This is a genomic window from Brevundimonas mediterranea (assembly GCF_014196125.1).
Classification (GTDB): Bacteria; Pseudomonadota; Alphaproteobacteria; order Caulobacterales; family Caulobacteraceae; genus Brevundimonas; species Brevundimonas mediterranea.
This window is the reverse complement of the sequence record NZ_JACIDA010000001.1, coordinates 107,192-123,664: the sequence shown is the minus strand read 5'-3', so window position 1 is coordinate 123,664 and position 16,473 is coordinate 107,192. Positions and strand designations below refer to the sequence as shown.

The following is a 16,473-nucleotide window of genomic DNA, read 5'->3' as shown; positions in this document are numbered from 1 at the left end:
CGCTCAGATCGCTTTTCAGGCGGCCACGTCCAGAGGGGCCAGGGCCTGTTCCAGCCCCATGGCCTTCATCAGGTTGCGCAGTTCCTGGCGCGCCGCGACATGGGCCAGGGACACGGCCACTGGACGAATGTCGTTCGACAGGTCGGCGACGGTCAGGCCGAACGGGAACAGTTCGCGATAGATGACCCGGTCGCGCAGGCCCGGCCCGACGCGGAAACCGACCCGTTTGGCCAGCTTGTTCATCCGCTCTTCCAGGCGTTTGCGGTTGCGGGCCTCGGCCACGGCCAGGCGATTGGTCACCACCAGCCAGTCGATGGTGGCGTTCCGGCCCTGGCTGATCGCCCGGACCTTGCGCGCCTCCCAGACGCTTTCGGAATAGATCGAGGGTTTCAGCAGATCCAGCGACACGGGGTCCACCTCGCCCAGCAGGTCGAAGTCGACGAAACTGTCGTTCATCGGCGTCACGATCTGGTCGGCCCGCGCGTGGGCCGCGCTGGACACGGCGGTGTCGCCGCCGGGGGTGTCGATCAGGATGGCGTCCACGCCCGCCGCGACGGCCTCGTCGAAGGCGCGTTCGAAGGCGGCGATCTGCTCATCCACCCCGCCCTTGGCCAGGGCCTTGCCGTCGCCCATGTCGGGCATGAAGGGCTGGGGCAATTCCTGCCTGTTCGCCGCCAGCCAGGCCAGGCGATTGGTGAAGAACCGCTGCATCGACCGCTGGCGCAGGTCCAGATCGATGATCGCGACAGAGCGCCCCGCATGCAGCAGGCCGGTGACGATATGGATCGCCAGGGTGGACTTGCCCGCCCCGCCCTTCTCGTTGCCGAGGACGATCACGTGAGGCTGCGTCATGGAGGAAACCCTCTGTGGCGACCGACGCGACTCAACACTGCGCGGCCTTCGGACGGGGCAGAGTCGGCGCACCGGCCGCAAACGTCAACGAGGCGTTAACGCGTAACTGTGGACTTCAGCCCGAAGTTCAGCCGGCGCGGCGGCACCAGGGGTCCGCCACCTGGGCGGCGGCGCACAGGGCGGACGCGGCCTCGACCGGAATCGGCCCGACCTTCAGCCGGGTCAGGCTACGGCCGTTGACCTCGACGCCCTCGAACACGGGCGACAGGTTCGACAGGCTGGCGCGGGCCTTCAGCTGCGCCCAGGCGGCCTGCGCCCCGGCCCGGCTGGAATAGGCGCCCAGCTGGATCATGCGGCCTTCGACGCGCGGCGGCATGTCAACGACGGCGGGGCGCAGCATGGGCGCCTCGGTCCGCGCCACGGCCTGTTCGACCATGGCCCTGGCCACAACCGGCGCAGCGGCGCGCAGGCCGTCTTCGCTCTTGTCTTCCGCCAACGCCAGGGAGCCGCCCCGACTCAGGACGTCCCGCGCATCCCACATCTGATGCGGCGTGAGCACCGCCACATGGACGGGCGAGAATTTGGCGGGACGCAAGCCCTGGGCCTCCGCTGTCTGACGCGACGCCGCGCCGGGACCGATGGCCTTGGGATCCAGCGGGATGTCGATGGCGGCCACGCGCTCGGCCATCGCCTGGAAACTCTGGCGATCGCCCTCGACCGCCCCACAGCCGACAAGGGCCAAGGTAAGCGCGATCAGAACTGGACGGGTCGCTCGTGCTGGCGTCATAAGCACGACCCTAGCCGCCAGGGTTTGAAGTCTGGTGCATCAACACGCTTAAGCCAAAGGGTTAACCGCTTCACCATGACCGAGCCTGCGTCCCTCCCCGTCGTCCACACCGTGGCGGATTTGCGCGCCGTCGTGCGCGACTGGAAAAGACAAGGCCTGACCGTCGGCATGGTTCCGACCATGGGCGCCCTGCACGAAGGCCATCTGACCCTGGTGCGCGAGGCCGGCCGCCGCGCCGACCGCGTCGTGGCCTCCAACTTCGTCAATCCGACCCAGTTCGCCGCCAACGAGGACCTGGGCCGCTATCCTCGCCGCCAGGAGGAGGACGCCCGTCTGCTGGCCGGCGCCGGCTGCCATCTGATGTTCGCCCCGACGCCGGAGGAAATGTACCCGCAGGGCTTCGCAACCAGCGTCGCGGTGGCCGGGCCGGCGCTTGGGCTGGAAGGCGATTTCCGACCCCAGATGTTCGGCGGGGTCGCCCTAGTCGTGACCAAGCTGTTCAACCAGGTCCAGCCCGACGTCGCCGTGTTCGGCGAGAAGGACTATCAGCAGCTGATGGTGATCCGTCGCTTCGTCTGCGACCTGGACCTGCCGGTCGAGATCATCGGCGCCCCGACCCAGCGGGACGAGACCGGTCTGGCCCTGTCTTCGCGCAACGACTATCTGTCCGACGCCGAACTGGCCGTCGCCCGCCGCCTGAACGTGATCCTGGCCGAGGCCGCCGCCGGCGCCGCCGCGGGCCGCCCCCTGCCCGGCGTGGAACGGGACGCCTATTCCGCCATCCTCAAGGCCGGGTTCGACCGGATCGACTATGTCGCCGTTCGCCATGCCGAGGACCTGTCGCCGTTCCGCGACGGCGTCGTCGACGCCCCGGCGCGCATCCTGGCCGCCGCCTGGCTGGGCAAGACCCGGCTGATCGACAACCGGGCCGTCTGAGCTCGAGACAAAAAGAACCCGACGCGGACGCCGGGTTGAAAAAGGTTCGGTGATGGTGCGTCCCAAAAAGGGACATGTCCTTCATTGGACGCTTCGGTTAACAACTTCCTAAGCTTGACGCCCTAGGCGCCGCGATCCGGAAGCCAGACGGTCTGACGGCCGCTGGGTCCCGTCGGCCAGGTCAGTCGCCAGCCTTCGCCGGCCCGCACCGGGGTGAAGTCCGACTGGGCGCCCAATCCGGGAAAGGCGAACCGCGTCCCGTCGACGTCGATCGTGGCGGCCCCGCCGCCCGGCGACCTGGCCCGCCAGCCCCCGCCCGGTCCACGCATGACCTCCGCGCGCTCCCCGTCGATCAGAACGACCGGGGGCGCGCCTTTCGATCGGCCGGACACGATGACCGCCGATCCATCGGAATCGACCGCGTCCAGCACGCCTTGACCGTCCAGCCGCACCGTCGGCTCGCCGGCCGCGACCAGCACGATAGGCCCCACCCCGCCCCGGATCAGCACCAAAGTCTCGGGAGACGGCGCGGCGTCCTCGCCGACCTGAACCTCGGGCGTCAGCCGGACGTCCCCCGGGGGGGCCGGAACGCGCAGCTCGAATCGTCCCGTAGCGTCGGCGCCGACCGCCACCGCCGCCCCGTCAGCCCCGCGCAGCACCACGCGAGCGTCGGGGCCCGCCCGACCCTGAACCAGGATCATGGCTCCGTCGCGCCTGGCGGTCTGAACATGCGGAGGCTGCACCCAGGGGGAGGTCGCCGCGGCGTCCGACGCGCGCGGCGCGCCCTCGCCGTCACGGGAACAGGCTGACAGGGCCGCGACCATAGTCACGGATACGGCGGCCATGGCGATGATCCGACGTTTCATCCTGCGTCCCGACGATATAAGGCTGGCGGCCAAGCGCCCGGGGAATCTGTTACCCCGACCGCCGCCGGTTTGGCCATGGGCCGACCCAGCATTCGTTCAGTTGAGGCTCCATGTCCCTGCCCCCCGTTTTGATCCAGCCCTTCGACGGCCCATCCGTCTGCCTGTTCTGCGGCTCTTCCGACCGCGCCGATCCCGCCTACACCGAGGCCGCCCGCGCCTTCGGCAGGGCCACAGCCGAGGCGGGCTGGCGCCTGGTCTATGGCGGCGGCGGCGTGGGCCTGATGGGCGCCTCGGCGCGCGGGGCCCATGACGCCGGCGGCCGCGTCGTCGGCATCATGCCGGCCTTCCTGCGCAGCCGTGAACGCCTGTTCGACGAGGTCGAGACCGTCGTCGTCACCTCGATGCACGAGCGCAAACAGCTGATGTACGACCAGTCCGACGCCTTCGTGGTCGCGCCCGGCGGCATCGGCACCCTGGAAGAAGTCGTGGAACTGCTGTCGTGGAAACGGCTGGACCTGCATCAGAAGCCGGTCGTCTTCCTGAACCTGAACGGCTTCTGGGAAGGCTTCTTCGCCCTGATGCGTCACAGCGTGGACGAGGGCATGACCCCCGCCTCCTTCCTTGACGCCTGGACGGTGGCGGAGTCGGTGGAAGAGGCCATGGTGCTGATCCAGGGCGACGCCGACGCAGCCGTCCAGCAATATGATCGTCGATAGGTGATCGGTGCTAACAAATAATGCGGGCGCGTCTTGACAGTTTTTATCGAAAACTGACATTGGCGCGACGGCAAGACGCCGTTCTTCAATTCGGAGACTTGCTCATGCGCGCCCTGCTCATCGCCGCCGCCCTGTTCGCGGCCGCCCCCGCCGTGGCCCAGGCCCCCGCCGCCACCCGTCTGACCCTCGCCGATGCGGCCAAGGCCCCGGCTCGCGCCACCATCATCGACGGCGCGCGCTGGTCCTGCGAAGGCGCGACCTGCACCGCCTCGGGCGGTACGGAACAGCCGGCGACGCGCGCCTGCCGCCGTGTGGTGCAGAAGTTCGGTCCTGTGACCGCCTTCGCCTACAAGGGCACTGAACTCAGCGCCGACGAACTGGCGGTCTGCAACGCCTGATCCAGGCTGAGGCGGCTTTAGGCCGCCTCGCCTTTCAGACGCCGCTGGATGGTTTCGCGACCGATCAGCGGCGCCATGGCCGCCATGTCCGGTCCATGCGCCTGACCCGTCAGGGCCAGACGCAACGGCATGAACAGGGCCTTGCCCTTGGCGCCGGTCTCGGTCTTGACGGCGTTGGTCCAGGCGGACCAGGCCGTGTCGTCGATCACTTCCGGCAGCAGGGCGGCGGCGGCGTCGATGAAGGCGGCGTCCTCGATCACCGGCTGGATCGGGCCGCGTACGATCTTCGCCATTTCAACGACATCGGAGAACTTGTTCAGGTTGCCGCGCACGACCGACCAGAAGGCCTCGCCCAGGTCGGCGTCCAGCGCCTGCAGCCGCGGCTGGGCTGTCGCATAATCCATGACGTGCAGCGCCTGGGCGTTCAGCCGGTCCAGGTCCGCCGTGTCATAGCGCGCCGGCGAACGGCCCATCTTGGTGAAGGCGAAGCTGGCGCCCAGGGCCTGAACCGACTCGCCCACTTCCAGCGGATCCGAGGTGCCGATCCGGCCCAGGTGGCTGGTGATGGCGATGGGCTCATAACCCTGGTCGCGCATGTCGCTGATCGACAGCGAGCCCAGACGTTTCGACAGAGCCGCGCCATCGGCGCCGACCAGCAGCGGCATGTGAGCAAAGCCCGGAACCGTCGCCCCCAGCGCCTCGAAGATTTCAATCTGGGCGCCGGTGTTGGTGACGTGATCCTCGCCCCGGATGATGTGGCTGATGGCCATGTCGATGTCGTCGACCACGGACGGCAGGGTGTAGAGGAACAACCCGTCCTCACGGATCAGGACGGGGTCTGACATGGAGGCCGTGTCGACCTCGGCATGGCCGCGCGCCAGATCTTCCCAGGCGACCCGTTTGCCTTCCAGCTTGAAACGCCAGTGCGGACGGCGCCCCTCGGCCTCGTACGCGGCCTTCTGGTCTTCGGTCAGTTCCAGCGCGGCCCGGTCGTAGATCGGCGGCAGGCCTCGCGACAGCTGCACCTTGCGACGGCGATCCAGTTCGTCGGCGGTCTCATAGGCGGGATAAAGCCGGCCGGACGCCTTCAGCTTGGCGGCGGCCTCTTCATAGCGGTCGAACCGCTTGGACTGGTTGTAACGCTCGTCCCAGGTCAGACCCAGCCAGGTCAGATCGTCCTCGATCCCCTGTTCGAACTCGGGCGTGGAGCGCGCCAGATCGGTGTCGTCAATGCGCAGGACGAACGAACCGCCCTGCCCCTTGGCGAACAGCCAGTTCACCAGGGCGGTGCGGACATTGCCGACGTGCAGCTTACCCGTGGGGGACGGGGCGAAACGGACCTTGACGGACATGGAGAGACGACCTTGAAAGCGAGGCGGCTAGGTCGCGCCGCAACCCGGCGAAGTCAAGGCGCGGGTTGGATCGAAACACCCGTCATGATAGACTTATCGCCGTCATGAACGCTCCAGTGCAGATCAGGAAGCCCGAAGTCGCCGAGCGACTTCGCACCCTCGCGCGACGCGAGGGTCGATCCATCACGGACCTGGTCGATGAAATGGCGCGCGAGCGGGAAGAGCGCACGGATAAGGCGCGACAGGCGGAAATCGATCGAAAGATTGCGGCGGTGAACGAGATCGTGCGGGAGTTTAACGCCTTGCCGATATTAGGGCCGCTTCTGACCGACGACGACATCTACGATGAAGATGGGCTTCCTAAGTGACCACGGCTGTCGATGCTTCCGCCATCGTCGCCATCCTTCTGGACGAACCTGAGAAGCAGGCATTCATCGAGCGTATCCTCGCCGACAAATGCGAAATCTCCCCAGTCGGCTACTGGGAAGCTGCAGTCCGGGTCAGGCGCCTCCATGGCGAAGAAGGCATGAAACGGCTTGATCGCTTGATATTGGAGCTGGACATTCGGATCGCTCCGGCTGTCGCAGAGACCGCGCAGCTAGCCACCGACGCGGAACACAGTTACGGCAAGCGCACTCCTGCCAGGCTGAACCTGGGCGATTGTTTCGCCTATGCCCTGGCGAAAGAACGCAACCTACCCCTGCTCTATAAGGGCGGCGACTTCATTCACACCGACATCGAACCGGCGCTGAAGGCCTGATCAGTCGTCGCGGTGGACGCGTTCGCGGCGTTCGTGGCGTTCCTGGGCCTCGACCGACAGGGTCGCCGTCGGGCGGGCCTCAAGACGTCCCAGGCCGATCGGTTCGCCGGTGTCCTCGCAATAGCCGTAGGACCCATCCTCGATCCGACGCAGGGCGTCATCGATCTTGGAGATCAGCTTGCGCTGACGATCACGGGTGCGCAACTCAAGCGCGCGATCTGATTCCGACGAAGCCCGATCCACCAGATCGGGGTGGTTTTCGGTCTCGGCCTTCAGATTGACCACCGTGCCCTTGGACTCTCGAAGGATGTCGTCCTTCCAGTCCAGAAGCTTCTTCTTGAAATAGGCAAGCTGCCGTTCACTCATGAACGGCTCGTCGTCAGACGGCCGATACGGACCGGTTTCGTCGGACACAACGGACGCCAAAGCGTTCATCGCACTCACGCTCTCTAAGCACGCCCCCCTGTGGCGTATGGGCCGTATAGTGGGGTCCGCGAGTCCCGGCAACGGCGTTCGCGATTCCGTGATCATGATTAGGCGAAGCGTTGAACCGCGTGACATTTGGCGCGCAGTTTCAGCGCTCCGTTTTGAAATACTGAAGCTTTCAGCTTCAGGAGCCGCCGCGGCGCATCTCCGCCTTGGCCAGTTCCACCGATGCTCTCAGGTCGATCTGGTCCAGCAGGTCGTTCAGCCCTGCATCCCCGTCATCGGGCCGATCCTCGCGCAAGGTCCGAGAGAGTTGCTGCAGCACGGCTTCGTCCGGCTCGCCGGACAGCAGGGCCATCTTCATCTCGTCCAGCCGGTCCAGCAGACCTGCGCCACGCCTCACCGCTCGACGCCGCTTCTCCAGCGGTCCCTCGATCCCCTGAAGCGCCATCAGGGCCGAGACGTCGTTGACCCCCGATGTCGCCGCACTGGCGGAGGCGGCGGACGGCGCGGCGGTCGCGCCGGTCTGGCCCAGCGAAAATCCGGCGCTGGAGCGCGCAGGCTTGCCGCTTGTCGGCGCGCTGGGTCCCGTAGTCCCTGTGACCTTCATCGGCGGAGGCTCCGTCTCATGAGGCCACCCTTTGGCGAACGGAATGACCTTTTGGTTAACGCCCAGGCAAAAACTGCCGCCGCCGCCCCTCTCACCACAGAACGAAGTCAGTTATTTCAGTAACTTGGACCACGGCACGATCTTCGCATCATAATGAATGAAACGCCTTTGGGACGTCCGACCGATGCAGAATCTGCTTGCCCGCCTTGTCGCGCCTCTCACCGCCTTTGCTGCGCTGGGCCTCGTCGCGTCTCCAGCCCTGGCCCAATCACGAATCAAGGATATCGCCGCCGTCGAGGGCGTTCGCGGCAACCAGTTGGTCGGATACGGCATGGTCATGGGGCTGAACGGAACCGGCGACTCGCTGCGCAACTGCCCATTCACCCGTCAATCGCTGGAAGGCATGACCGAACGTCTCGGGGTCAATATCCGCGGCGCCAACGCCAACACCAAGAACATGGCGGCCGTCATGGTCTCGGCCGAGTTGCCGGCCTTCGCCACGCCCGGCTCGCGCATCGACGTCAATGTCTCATCCATGTGCGACGCCAAGAGCCTCCTGGGTGGGGCGCTGGTCGTCACCAGCCTCCAGGGCGCCGACGGCCAGGTATATGCGGTCGCCCAGGGTTCGGTTCAGACCGGCGCCGTCTCGGCCTCGGGCGGTTCAGGCTCGTCGGTGACGCGCGGCGTGCCGACCGCCGGCCGCATCGCCTCGGGGGCCTCGGTCGAGCGCGAGACCGGGTTCGAGATGACCAATATGAACGAGGTGCGTCTGAATCTGCGCAACCCCGACTTCACCACGGCCCAACGCGTCGCCGCCGTGGTCAACGCCGCCTATCCCGGCACGGCCCTGGCCGAGAACGGCACGGTCGTCACCCTGCGCGCGCCCGGCCAGCTGGGCATGGCGGGCTTCATCAGCCGCGTGGAGAACCTGGCGGTCACAGTCGACGCGCCGGCCAAGGTGATCATCGACGAGGTCAACGGCGTGATCGTCATGGGCGATGCGGTGCGGATCTCGCGCGTCGCCATCGCCCAGGGCAATCTGACCATATCGGTCGACGAACAGCTGTCCGTCAGTCAACCCGCGCCCTTCAGCCAGGGCCAGACCGCCGTCATCCCCGACTCCCAGGTCAGCGTCGAAGAGGATCTGGGCACCCAGATGCGGATCGTCGGCGGTGGAACCAGCCTGTCCACCCTGGTCAACGGCCTGAACGCCCTGGGCGTCAGCCCGCGCGACATGATCAGCATCCTACAGGCCATCAAGGCGTCGGGCGCCCTGCAGGCCGACATTGAGGTGATGTGACCATGACCGACCTGTCTGTCCCTACCGACCTGATCCGCCCCGTCCAGGGCCTGGCCGCCGGCGTCGGCGATGCGACCAAGGCCAAGATCAAGGAAACCGCCGAGGCCTTCGAAGCGTCCTTCCTGTCGCAGATGCTGAAGCCGATGTTCGAAGGCCTGTCGACCGACGGCCTGTTCGGGGGCGGTCAGGGCGAAGCGACCTGGCGCAGCTTCCTGCTGGATGAGATGGCCAAGAAGACGGTCGCAGCGGGCGGCATCGGCCTGGCGGGGCCGGTGATGAACGAAATGCTGAAGATGCAGGAGGGCGCGCAATGAGCGACGCCGAACTCGCCACCGCCCGCGTCCGCCAGTTGCTCGACCTGACGCGCCGCCTGACGGATCGCCTGGCCGCCGAAACGCGGGCCTTCGAAGAAGGCAGACCCCAGGATGTCGCCGCCAGCCTGGCCGAGACCCAGGAGATGGCTAATCTATATCGCCGCGACTCCGGCCATGTGAAGGCCAATCCCGCCCTGCTCAGCGGCGGCCTGGCGACCGATCGGATGGCGTTGATCGAAGCCACGCGCGCCTTTGACGCTGTCCTGTCTCGCCACGCGAGCGCAGTCGAGGCGGCGCGCAAGATTTCGGAAGGCCTAGTGCGCGCGATCGCTCATGAGGTCGCCGCCGCCCGCACGCCCGCTTCGGCCTATGCCGCCGACGGCCGCGCCGCGCAGGGCGACGGTCGCGCCGTCGCCTTCAACCGCAAGGCTTAAATCCGGCGCGTTTCGACACCCCTGGTCGTTGTCGCTGTTGCCGATTTTTTAAGCGCCGCCGTGCATTCTGCCGCCATGTCGATGACTGCTCGTCTTCTGGGTCTGGCCTTTGCATCTGCGGATGCACTCGTCGAGATCGACGCCAAGGGTTCCGTGGCCTTCGCCTTGGGGGCCGGACCGACCGCTGGCCAGGATGTCGGCGCCCTGTGGACCGGCAAGCCGCTGCTCGACTTCCTGCATGAAGGCGCAGGGGCTGTCGAAACTCTGCTGGCCACCAAGCCCGGCGGGCGCAGTCCCGCCACCCAGATCCTGGTCCGCGTCGGAACGGACCGCGTTCGGCGCGCCTCGCTCCGCGCCTTCATCCTGCCTCAGCTTGCTCCCGCCATATCCTGCTCGATCTCCTATGAAGGTCCCGCCATCGCGCTGGCGGACGTCGAGATCCCGCCCCTGTCGGATGCTGAAGGATTTCTGGCTCAGGCGGCATGCATCGTCGAGGGCGCCCCAGGCCTGTCTCTGGCCTTTCTTGATATCAGAGGCCTCGAATGCCTCGGCGGCGAAGTCGCCGACAAGGTGTATCGCCGCATCGAGGCGACGCTGCAGTCCGCCGCCGCACAGGGCTCCTCAGCCGCCCAGATCACGCCTGAACGTTTCGCCGTCCTGCGCCCCAGCGGCGACACGCGTGACCTGGCGGCCGAGATCGTCGAGGCTGGCCGCGCGGAAGGCGTGGACTTGGGCGCCGAGTCCTTTATCTCCAGCGTTCCCAAAGGCTCCGACACCCTTTGCGTGTTGCGCGCCATGCGGTTCGCCATCGAAGGCTGCCTCAAGGATGACGGCCTGGCCAATCCGCAGATCGCCTTCTCGGACTCGCTGAAACGCACCTTCCGCGATGCCGAGGCCTTCCGCAGCGTAGTCAAGTCGCGTGAGTTCCAGGTCCACTACCAGCCCATCGTTCATCTCGCCTCGCGCTCGGTCCACCATTTCGAAGCCCTGGCGCGGTTCAACTCCAACAACAACGGCCCCGCCAACGCCATTCGCATGGCAGAGGAGCTGGATCTGATCGAATCCTTCGATCTGGCGGTGGCGGAGAAAGTGCTGAAACGCATGCGGGCGCCGGGCGCAGGCCTGCTGAAAATGGCGATCAACGTCTCCGGATCCTCCCTGGGCGACGACACCTATGTCGAGCAGCTGCTGCACATGACCGCCGGATCGCCGTCAGAGCGCAAACGCCTGATCGTCGAGGTCACCGAGACCTCGGCCCTGGCCGACATCGAAGCGGCCAACCGCCGCCTGGCCGCCCTGCGCGAGACAGGCATCAAGGTCTGTATCGACGACTTCGGCTCGGGCGCCGCCTCCTACGACTATCTCCGCAAGCTGGCGGTGGATGCGGTCAAGATCGACGGCTCCCTGGTGCGCGACCTCGAGACGGACGAATTGGGCCGCAACATGCTGCGCAATACGGTCGAGCTGTGCCGCTCCATGAAGCTCGAGACCATCGCTGAAATGATCGAGACCGAAGGCGTCGTGACCGAGTTGAAGGCTCTCGGCGTGGAATACGGTCAGGGTTGGCTGTTCGGCCGGGCCGAAGCGGAGCCCCGCACCCAGTTGGCCAGCGCCGCGCCCGTTCGCCGCCGTGGAGCGGTCGAAGCCTGGGGCTGAGATCAGGGATATGACGTATTGACCTGATCAGTCTTCATCGGGCTTGACGCGAATCGCTCCATATACCATCGGTATGCGCGGCCAAGTCCGGGTGGATGCAGGCCTGAAAACGGCCCGTTCCGAACCTTCATTGGCTCCGGGGCGGGCCGTTTTGCATGACCTTGCAGACACCTCGTCACAAGGCCGTCCTTAGTGTACCGCCGCCGTCGGCAGATGTTCCTTCTCGAACCGGCCCACCTGATCCACCAGGGTTCTGGCGGCCTGGTTCATCCCGATGACGTCCACCTGGGCGCCCTGGCGGCGATAGCGGAAGACGACCTTGTCCACGGCGGCGACGCCGGTCAGGTCCCACAGATGGGCGTCCGTCATGTCGATCTCGACGCGCTTGGGACGGCCGTGGTGCTCGAAACTGGCGGCGAACAGATCGGCCGAGGCGAAGAACAGCTGGCCGGTGACGTGATAGCGCAGCACGCCCTCCTCCGAGGTCTCGATCTCGGTCACGGCGATGGTCTTGCCGACCTTGCGCGTGAAGAAGACCGCCGACAGCAGCACGCCCAGGATCACGCCCTTTGACAGGTCATGGGTGGCGACCACGGTGACGGTGGTGGCCACCATGACGACCGAGGACTGGAACGGGGTCGAACGCAGCTTCAACACCGAGCCCCAGTCGAAGGTGCCGATGGAGACCATGATCATCACGGCCACCAGGGCCGCCATCGGGATCTGAGCGACCCAGTCGCGCAGCACCAGGATCAGGAACAGCAGGAACAGGCCCGCCCACAGGGTGGACAGCCGCCCCCGCGCGCCGGAGGTCACGTTGATGATCGACTGGCCGATCATGGCGCAGCCGGCCATGCCGCCGAACAGGGGCGACAGGATGTTGGCGATGCCCTGGCCGCGCGTCTCGCGGTCCTTGTCCGACGGGGTGTCGGTGATGTCGTCCAGCAGATTGGCGGTCAGCAGGCTTTCCAGCAGACCGACGAAGGCCAGGGTCGCCGAGATCGGGGCGATAATGGCCAGGGTCTCCCAGGTCAGGGGCACGGCCGGCAGGTGGAACATCGGCAGGGTCGAAGGCATCTGGCCCATGTCGCCGACGGTGCGGACGTCCAGCCCGGTCATCATGACGAAGACGCTGATCAGGACGATGGCGACCAGGGGCGACGGCACGGCCCTGGTCAGGCGCGGGAAGCCGTAGATGACGACCAGGGCGGCCCCGACCAGGGCGAAGGTCTGCCAGTTGGCGCCGATCAGCTCAGGCATCTGGGCCAGGAAGATCAGGATCGCCAGGGCGTTGACGAAGCCGGTCATCACGCTTCGGCTGACGAACTTGATGTAGCGGCCCAGCTTCAGCAGGCCGATGATGATCTGGAACACGCCACACAGGATCGAGGCGGCGAACAGGTATTCCAGGCCGTGGTCGCGGACCAGACCGACCATCAGCAGGGCCATGGCCCCGGTGGCGGCCGAGATCATGGCCGGACGGCCGCCGACGAAGGCGATGGTCACCGCGATGACGACGCTGGCGTAGAGGCCCACGGCGGGATCGACGCCGGCGATGATCGAGAAGGCGATGGCCTCGGGGATCAGGGCCAGGGCGACGACGGTCCCCGCCAGCAGGTCGCGGCGAGGGTTGGCGAGCCATTGCTGGCGCGCGGAGGCGATAAGGGACATGTGGGGTTCATCTGGGGTCTGCCGCCGACCTGGCGCGCGGCCATGGGTCGTGTGCGGCGGGTTTCCCGGCGGATCGGCGGCCGGGATAGCCACCCGACGCTTCAAACAGGCCGGGTCCAAGGTGAGGCGCGCCTGATGCCGGGTCCCAGCCCGAAAGGCAAGCGCCCTATCCGGCAGTCGGTTTAGCCAGCGACGGCCGCTCGGACGCCTTGGAGGCGGCGGCGGCTTCGACGGCGCGCATGACGCGCAGCAGGTTCTCGCCGGCGATCTTGCGGATGTCGGCCTCGGTCCAGCCGGCGTCCATCAGGGCGGCGAGGATGCGGGGATAGGCGTCCACGCCGGTCATGCCCTCGGGCAGGCTGCCGATGCCGTCGAAGTCGGCGCCCAGGCCGACGTGATCGACGCCCGCGACCTGACGCACATGCTGGATATGGGCGACGACGTCGGCCAGGGTCGCCTCCGGCGTCGGATGGGCGGCGGACCAGGCGGTCAGACCGGCCTCGACGGCGGTCGGATCGCCGGGGTTCAGGGTCTTCAGCCGCGCCTCCTCGCCCGCGCGGTCGGCGTTCCAGGCGCGGACCCGTTCGGAGACGAAGCCGGGGGCCAGGTTGATCATCACGATCCCGCCGTCTTCAGGCATCATCCGCAGCACCCGGTCGGGCACGTTGCGGGGATGGGCCGTGATCGCCCGCGCCGAGGAGTGGGAGAAGATGACCGGGGCGTCGGACACCCGCATGGCGTCCAGCATGGTGTCCTCGGACACATGGCTGAGGTCGACCATCATGCCCAGGCGGTTCATCTCGCGCACCACGTCCTCGCCGAAGGGGCTGAGGCCGCCCCATTTGGGGGCGTCGGTCGCGCTGTCGGCCCAGGTGGTGGTCTTGGAGTGGGTCAGGGTCATGTAGCGGGCGCCGGCGCGGTGGAACTCGCGCAGCAGGGCCAGGGAGTCGTCGATGGAGTAGCCGCCCTCCATGCCGATCAGGCTGGCGATCCGGCCCGAGGCGAAGACGGCGTCGACCTGGTCCGCCGTGGTCGCCAGACCGAAGACGTCGGGGTGGGCGGCGATGATCCGCTTGGCCGTGTCGATCTGCTCGAAGGTCTCCTCGACCGCCTCCAGCGGGGTCAGGCTGGCGGGGACATAGACCGACCAGAACTGGCCGCCGACGCCGCCGGCGCGCAGGCGGGCGATGTCAGTGTGGAGCTGGGTCGTCGCCTCCAGATCGGTCGTCAGATCAACGGCGTAGACGTCATTGCCGTACTGCTGGCGCAGGGCCCAGGGCAGGTCGTTGTGGCCGTCGATCAGGGGAGTGGTCTTCAGGATTTCGAGCACGCGGGCCTCGCCTGCGGATTGGGCCCAAACCGTGTGAGCGGCGGTGGCGAAGGCGGCGACGGCCACGCCGGCCAGCAGACGACGGATCATGATGCGACTCCCTGATGTTGCGACGCACACTGACAGACGTCTCAGCCTGCGCAAACCCGACAAACGCTTCCTAAAATGACATGCGCCGATTCACCTTGATCGTTAGCCGGGCAACAATCACCAATCGTTCAATTCACACTCCTGGATTATTTCGGGGAAACGCGATGACCATTGCGAACACGATCACACTGGCGGTTGTCACCTTCATCGCCATCATAGCGATATGGGAAGTGTTTCGTATGCGCCGCCAAAGGCCTGCTCGCCACGCGCGCCCGAAGTGGGGGGGGCAGCACGCCAAGCCGAGGCTGTCGCCCGATACAACTGTGAAACCGAACCTGGCGACGTCCCAGCTAGAAACGGTCATGTCGGCCAAGTTCGAGACGCGCCGGCTGATGTCGCGAAGCGAGGCGACGGTCTTCTATGCGGTTGAGCGCGCACTCAAACAATTGAACGTCAAGGGCCGCGTCATGGCCCAGGTGAGCATGGGCGAGATCTTGCGTTCGCCAGACCCTAACGCCTACAGCGCCATCAACAGCAAGCGCGTCGATATTCTGGTGATCTCAACCGACGGCCTCCCTCTAGCGGCGGTAGAGTATCAAGGCGAAGCTCACTATCAGGGCTCAGCCTATGCCCGCGACGCCGTGAAAAAGGCGGCGCTGCAGCGTGCGGGCGTCGCCTATGTCGAGATTACGCCGCAGCACGACGATCAAGACATCCAACGCGATCTGGCGCGCGTTCTCAAGGCACGTATAGCGACCCCATCGACCGAGCCAGTCTAGCGACTACCCCGCTCCGACCCTTCCCCCAGATGTAAGAGAAGGGCTAAGACGCACCATGAGCGACGCCGCCTTTTCCGATCCGCTCGACCTGAAGAAGGTCGAGACCCGTGCCTGGTTCGAGCATCTGCGCGACCGTATCCATGCGGCCTTCGAGGCGCTGGAGGATGCGGCGCCCGCTGATCTGTTTCCGGGGGAGCCGGGGCGGTTCGTGCGGACGCCGTGGGAACGCGAGGCAGGCGGCGGGGGCGTCATGGGGATGATGCACGGCCGGCTGTTCGAGAAGGTCGGGGTGCATGTCTCGACCGTCCACGGATCGTTTCCGGCCGACTACGCCAGGACGGTGCCCGGCGCGGCGGAGGATCCCCGGTTCTTCGCCACCGGGATCAGCCTGATCTGCCATCCGGTCAGTCCCAGGATTCCGGCGGTGCATATGAACACCCGCTTTATCGCCACGACCCAGAGCTGGTTCGGCGGCGGAGGCGATCTGACGCCGGTGCTGGACGCGGATCGGCGACAGGACCACCCGGACACCCTGGCCTTCCACGCCGCGATGAAGGCGGCCTGCGACGCCCATGATCCCGACTGGCACGCCAAGTACAAGGCCTGGTGCGACACCTATTTCTTCCTGCCGCATCGGCAGGAGCCGCGAGGCACCGGCGGCATCTTCTATGATCACCACGACAGCGGCGACCACGACCGGGACTTCGCCTTCACCCGCGACGTGGGCCTGGCCTTCCTGGACATTTATCCGAAGATCGTCGCCGGTCGGATGGGCGAGGCCTGGACGCCTGAGCAACGCGAGGAGCAGCTGGTGCGGCGCGGGCGCTATGTGGAGTTCAACCTGCTGTACGACCGTGGCACCATGTTCGGCCTCAAGACCGGCGGCAACGTCGATTCGATCCTCAGCTCCATGCCCCCGGTGGTGAAATGGCCGTGAAGTCCCCCCTTGCGAAGATCCTGATTCGGACCCTGGTCAGCTCGGTCCTGTTCGGCGTGCTGTACGGGGTCTATCTGACGCTGTCGAAGGCGCCGGATATTCCGCTGACCTTGTTCGTGGTGGTTTCGTTCTACTTTGCCGTCACCCTGCTGCTGGAACGGTTCGTCTACCCCCGGTTCAGGCTTTGACCCCTTAGAGCCTGATCGGCTGAGGAGGAATCGCTTCGCGATTCCGCTGGTGCCGTGAATCAGGCTCCAGA

20 protein-coding genes and 1 other annotated feature are annotated in these 16,473 nt (G+C 66.5%); of the genes, 12 read left to right on the top strand and 8 right to left on the bottom strand.

Annotated features, from left to right (window positions below; translation table 11 throughout):
- Positions 1–15: 15 nt before the first annotated feature.
- Together GGR11_RS00615 and GGR11_RS00610 are read right to left on the bottom strand one after the other, a co-directional pair.
- Complete coding sequence (locus GGR11_RS00615; RefSeq protein ID WP_035308288.1) at positions 16–852, bottom strand: division plane positioning ATPase MipZ; 837 nt, start codon at positions 850–852, stop codon at positions 16–18.
- A gap of 127 nt (positions 853–979) precedes the next feature.
- A complete protein-coding gene (locus tag GGR11_RS00610) occupies positions 980–1,594 on the bottom strand; it encodes an SPOR domain-containing protein (RefSeq protein WP_183194868.1) in 615 nt (204 codons plus the stop codon).
- Between the two features lie 120 nt (positions 1,595–1,714).
- On the opposite strand from GGR11_RS00610, the gene panC reads away from it, so the two are divergent.
- Complete coding sequence (gene panC, locus GGR11_RS00605) at positions 1,715–2,575, top strand: pantoate--beta-alanine ligase (protein ID WP_183194867.1); 861 nt, start codon at positions 1,715–1,717, stop codon at positions 2,573–2,575.
- 122 nt (positions 2,576–2,697) lie between these two features.
- Here panC and GGR11_RS00600 read toward each other — a convergent pair whose 3' ends face one another.
- A complete protein-coding gene (locus GGR11_RS00600) occupies positions 2,698–3,441 on the bottom strand; it encodes a hypothetical protein (protein WP_183194866.1) in 744 nt (247 codons plus the stop codon).
- Between the two features lie 110 nt (positions 3,442–3,551).
- Here GGR11_RS00600 and GGR11_RS00595 point away from each other — a divergent pair, with 110 nt between their 5' ends.
- Positions 3,552–4,157 carry an LOG family protein gene (locus GGR11_RS00595; protein ID WP_183194865.1) on the top strand — a complete coding sequence of 202 codons (606 nt, stop codon included), beginning with the start codon at positions 3,552–3,554 and terminating at the stop codon, positions 4,155–4,157.
- Between the two features lie 104 nt (positions 4,158–4,261).
- Positions 4,262–4,555 (top strand): DUF8200 family protein, encoded by a 294-nt coding sequence (locus tag GGR11_RS00590; RefSeq protein ID WP_183194864.1) that lies wholly within the window; start codon positions 4,262–4,264, stop codon positions 4,553–4,555.
- A gap of 17 nt (positions 4,556–4,572) precedes the next feature.
- On the opposite strand, the gene gltX is transcribed toward GGR11_RS00590, so the two are convergent.
- The gene (gene gltX / locus GGR11_RS00585; protein WP_183194863.1) at positions 4,573–5,907 is read right to left on the bottom strand and encodes a glutamate--tRNA ligase; all 1,335 of its coding nucleotides are present in this window, start codon (positions 5,905–5,907) and stop codon (positions 4,573–4,575) included.
- Between the two features lie 65 nt (positions 5,908–5,972).
- Here gltX and GGR11_RS00580 point away from each other — a divergent pair, with 65 nt between their 5' ends.
- Positions 5,973–6,275 carry a type II toxin-antitoxin system VapB family antitoxin gene (locus GGR11_RS00580; protein WP_183194862.1) on the top strand — a complete coding sequence of 101 codons (303 nt, stop codon included), beginning with the start codon at positions 5,973–5,975 and terminating at the stop codon, positions 6,273–6,275.
- Complete coding sequence (locus tag GGR11_RS00575; protein WP_221205059.1) at positions 6,272–6,667, top strand: type II toxin-antitoxin system VapC family toxin; 396 nt, start codon at positions 6,272–6,274, stop codon at positions 6,665–6,667. Before GGR11_RS00580 ends, GGR11_RS00575 begins: the two co-directional genes overlap by 4 nt.
- Here GGR11_RS00575 and dksA read toward each other — a convergent pair whose 3' ends face one another.
- Positions 6,668–7,102, bottom strand: coding sequence for an RNA polymerase-binding protein DksA (gene dksA, locus GGR11_RS00570; protein ID WP_081836181.1), 435 nt, complete (start codon positions 7,100–7,102; stop codon positions 6,668–6,670).
- Positions 7,103–7,277: 175 nt separating this feature from the next.
- Positions 7,278–7,703, bottom strand: coding sequence for a flagellar assembly protein FliX (locus GGR11_RS00565; protein ID WP_183194861.1), 426 nt, complete (start codon positions 7,701–7,703; stop codon positions 7,278–7,280).
- Positions 7,704–7,887: 184 nt separating this feature from the next.
- Between GGR11_RS00565 and GGR11_RS00560 the strand changes: the two genes are divergently transcribed.
- From GGR11_RS00560 to GGR11_RS00545, 4 genes are all read left to right on the top strand, one after another.
- On the top strand, positions 7,888–9,003 hold the full coding sequence (locus tag GGR11_RS00560; protein ID WP_183194860.1) for a flagellar basal body P-ring protein FlgI: 1,116 nt from the start codon (positions 7,888–7,890) through the stop codon (positions 9,001–9,003).
- Positions 9,004–9,005: 2 nt separating this feature from the next.
- The gene (locus GGR11_RS00555; protein WP_008263546.1) at positions 9,006–9,317 is read left to right on the top strand and encodes a rod-binding protein; all 312 of its coding nucleotides are present in this window, start codon (positions 9,006–9,008) and stop codon (positions 9,315–9,317) included.
- Positions 9,314–9,751 (top strand): hypothetical protein, encoded by a 438-nt coding sequence (locus tag GGR11_RS00550; protein WP_008259237.1) that lies wholly within the window; start codon positions 9,314–9,316, stop codon positions 9,749–9,751. Before GGR11_RS00555 ends, GGR11_RS00550 begins: the two co-directional genes overlap by 4 nt.
- 81 nt (positions 9,752–9,832) lie before the next feature.
- Positions 9,833–11,407 (top strand): EAL domain-containing protein, encoded by a 1,575-nt coding sequence (locus GGR11_RS00545; RefSeq protein WP_246331465.1) that lies wholly within the window; start codon positions 9,833–9,835, stop codon positions 11,405–11,407.
- Between the two features lie 189 nt (positions 11,408–11,596).
- Here the strand turns inward: GGR11_RS00545 and GGR11_RS00540 are convergent, their stop codons facing one another.
- Positions 11,597–13,078, bottom strand: coding sequence for a SulP family inorganic anion transporter (locus GGR11_RS00540; protein WP_183194858.1), 1,482 nt, complete (start codon positions 13,076–13,078; stop codon positions 11,597–11,599).
- Between the two features lie 59 nt (positions 13,079–13,137).
- Positions 13,138–13,199 (bottom strand) — a sequence feature (sul1 is cis-regulatory element that is thought to sense ions involved in sulfur or methionine metabolism; They are found in Alphaproteobacteria).
- Between the two features lie 45 nt (positions 13,200–13,244).
- Complete coding sequence (locus GGR11_RS00535; RefSeq protein ID WP_183194857.1) at positions 13,245–14,498, bottom strand: dipeptidase; 1,254 nt, start codon at positions 14,496–14,498, stop codon at positions 13,245–13,247.
- 164 nt (positions 14,499–14,662) lie between these two features.
- Between GGR11_RS00535 and GGR11_RS00530 the strand changes: the two genes are divergently transcribed.
- From GGR11_RS00530 to GGR11_RS00520, 3 genes are read left to right on the top strand one after another with little or no spacing between them, the layout of a single operon-like run.
- The gene (locus GGR11_RS00530; protein ID WP_183194856.1) at positions 14,663–15,277 is read left to right on the top strand and encodes a DUF2726 domain-containing protein; all 615 of its coding nucleotides are present in this window, start codon (positions 14,663–14,665) and stop codon (positions 15,275–15,277) included.
- A 55-nt stretch (positions 15,278–15,332) separates the two neighbouring features.
- On the top strand, positions 15,333–16,214 hold the full coding sequence (gene hemF / locus GGR11_RS00525; RefSeq protein ID WP_183194855.1) for an oxygen-dependent coproporphyrinogen oxidase: 882 nt from the start codon (positions 15,333–15,335) through the stop codon (positions 16,212–16,214).
- Positions 16,211–16,402, top strand: coding sequence for a hypothetical protein (locus GGR11_RS00520; RefSeq protein ID WP_183194854.1), 192 nt, complete (start codon positions 16,211–16,213; stop codon positions 16,400–16,402). Before hemF ends, GGR11_RS00520 begins: the two co-directional genes overlap by 4 nt.
- The last annotated feature ends 71 nt before the right edge of the window (positions 16,403–16,473 follow it).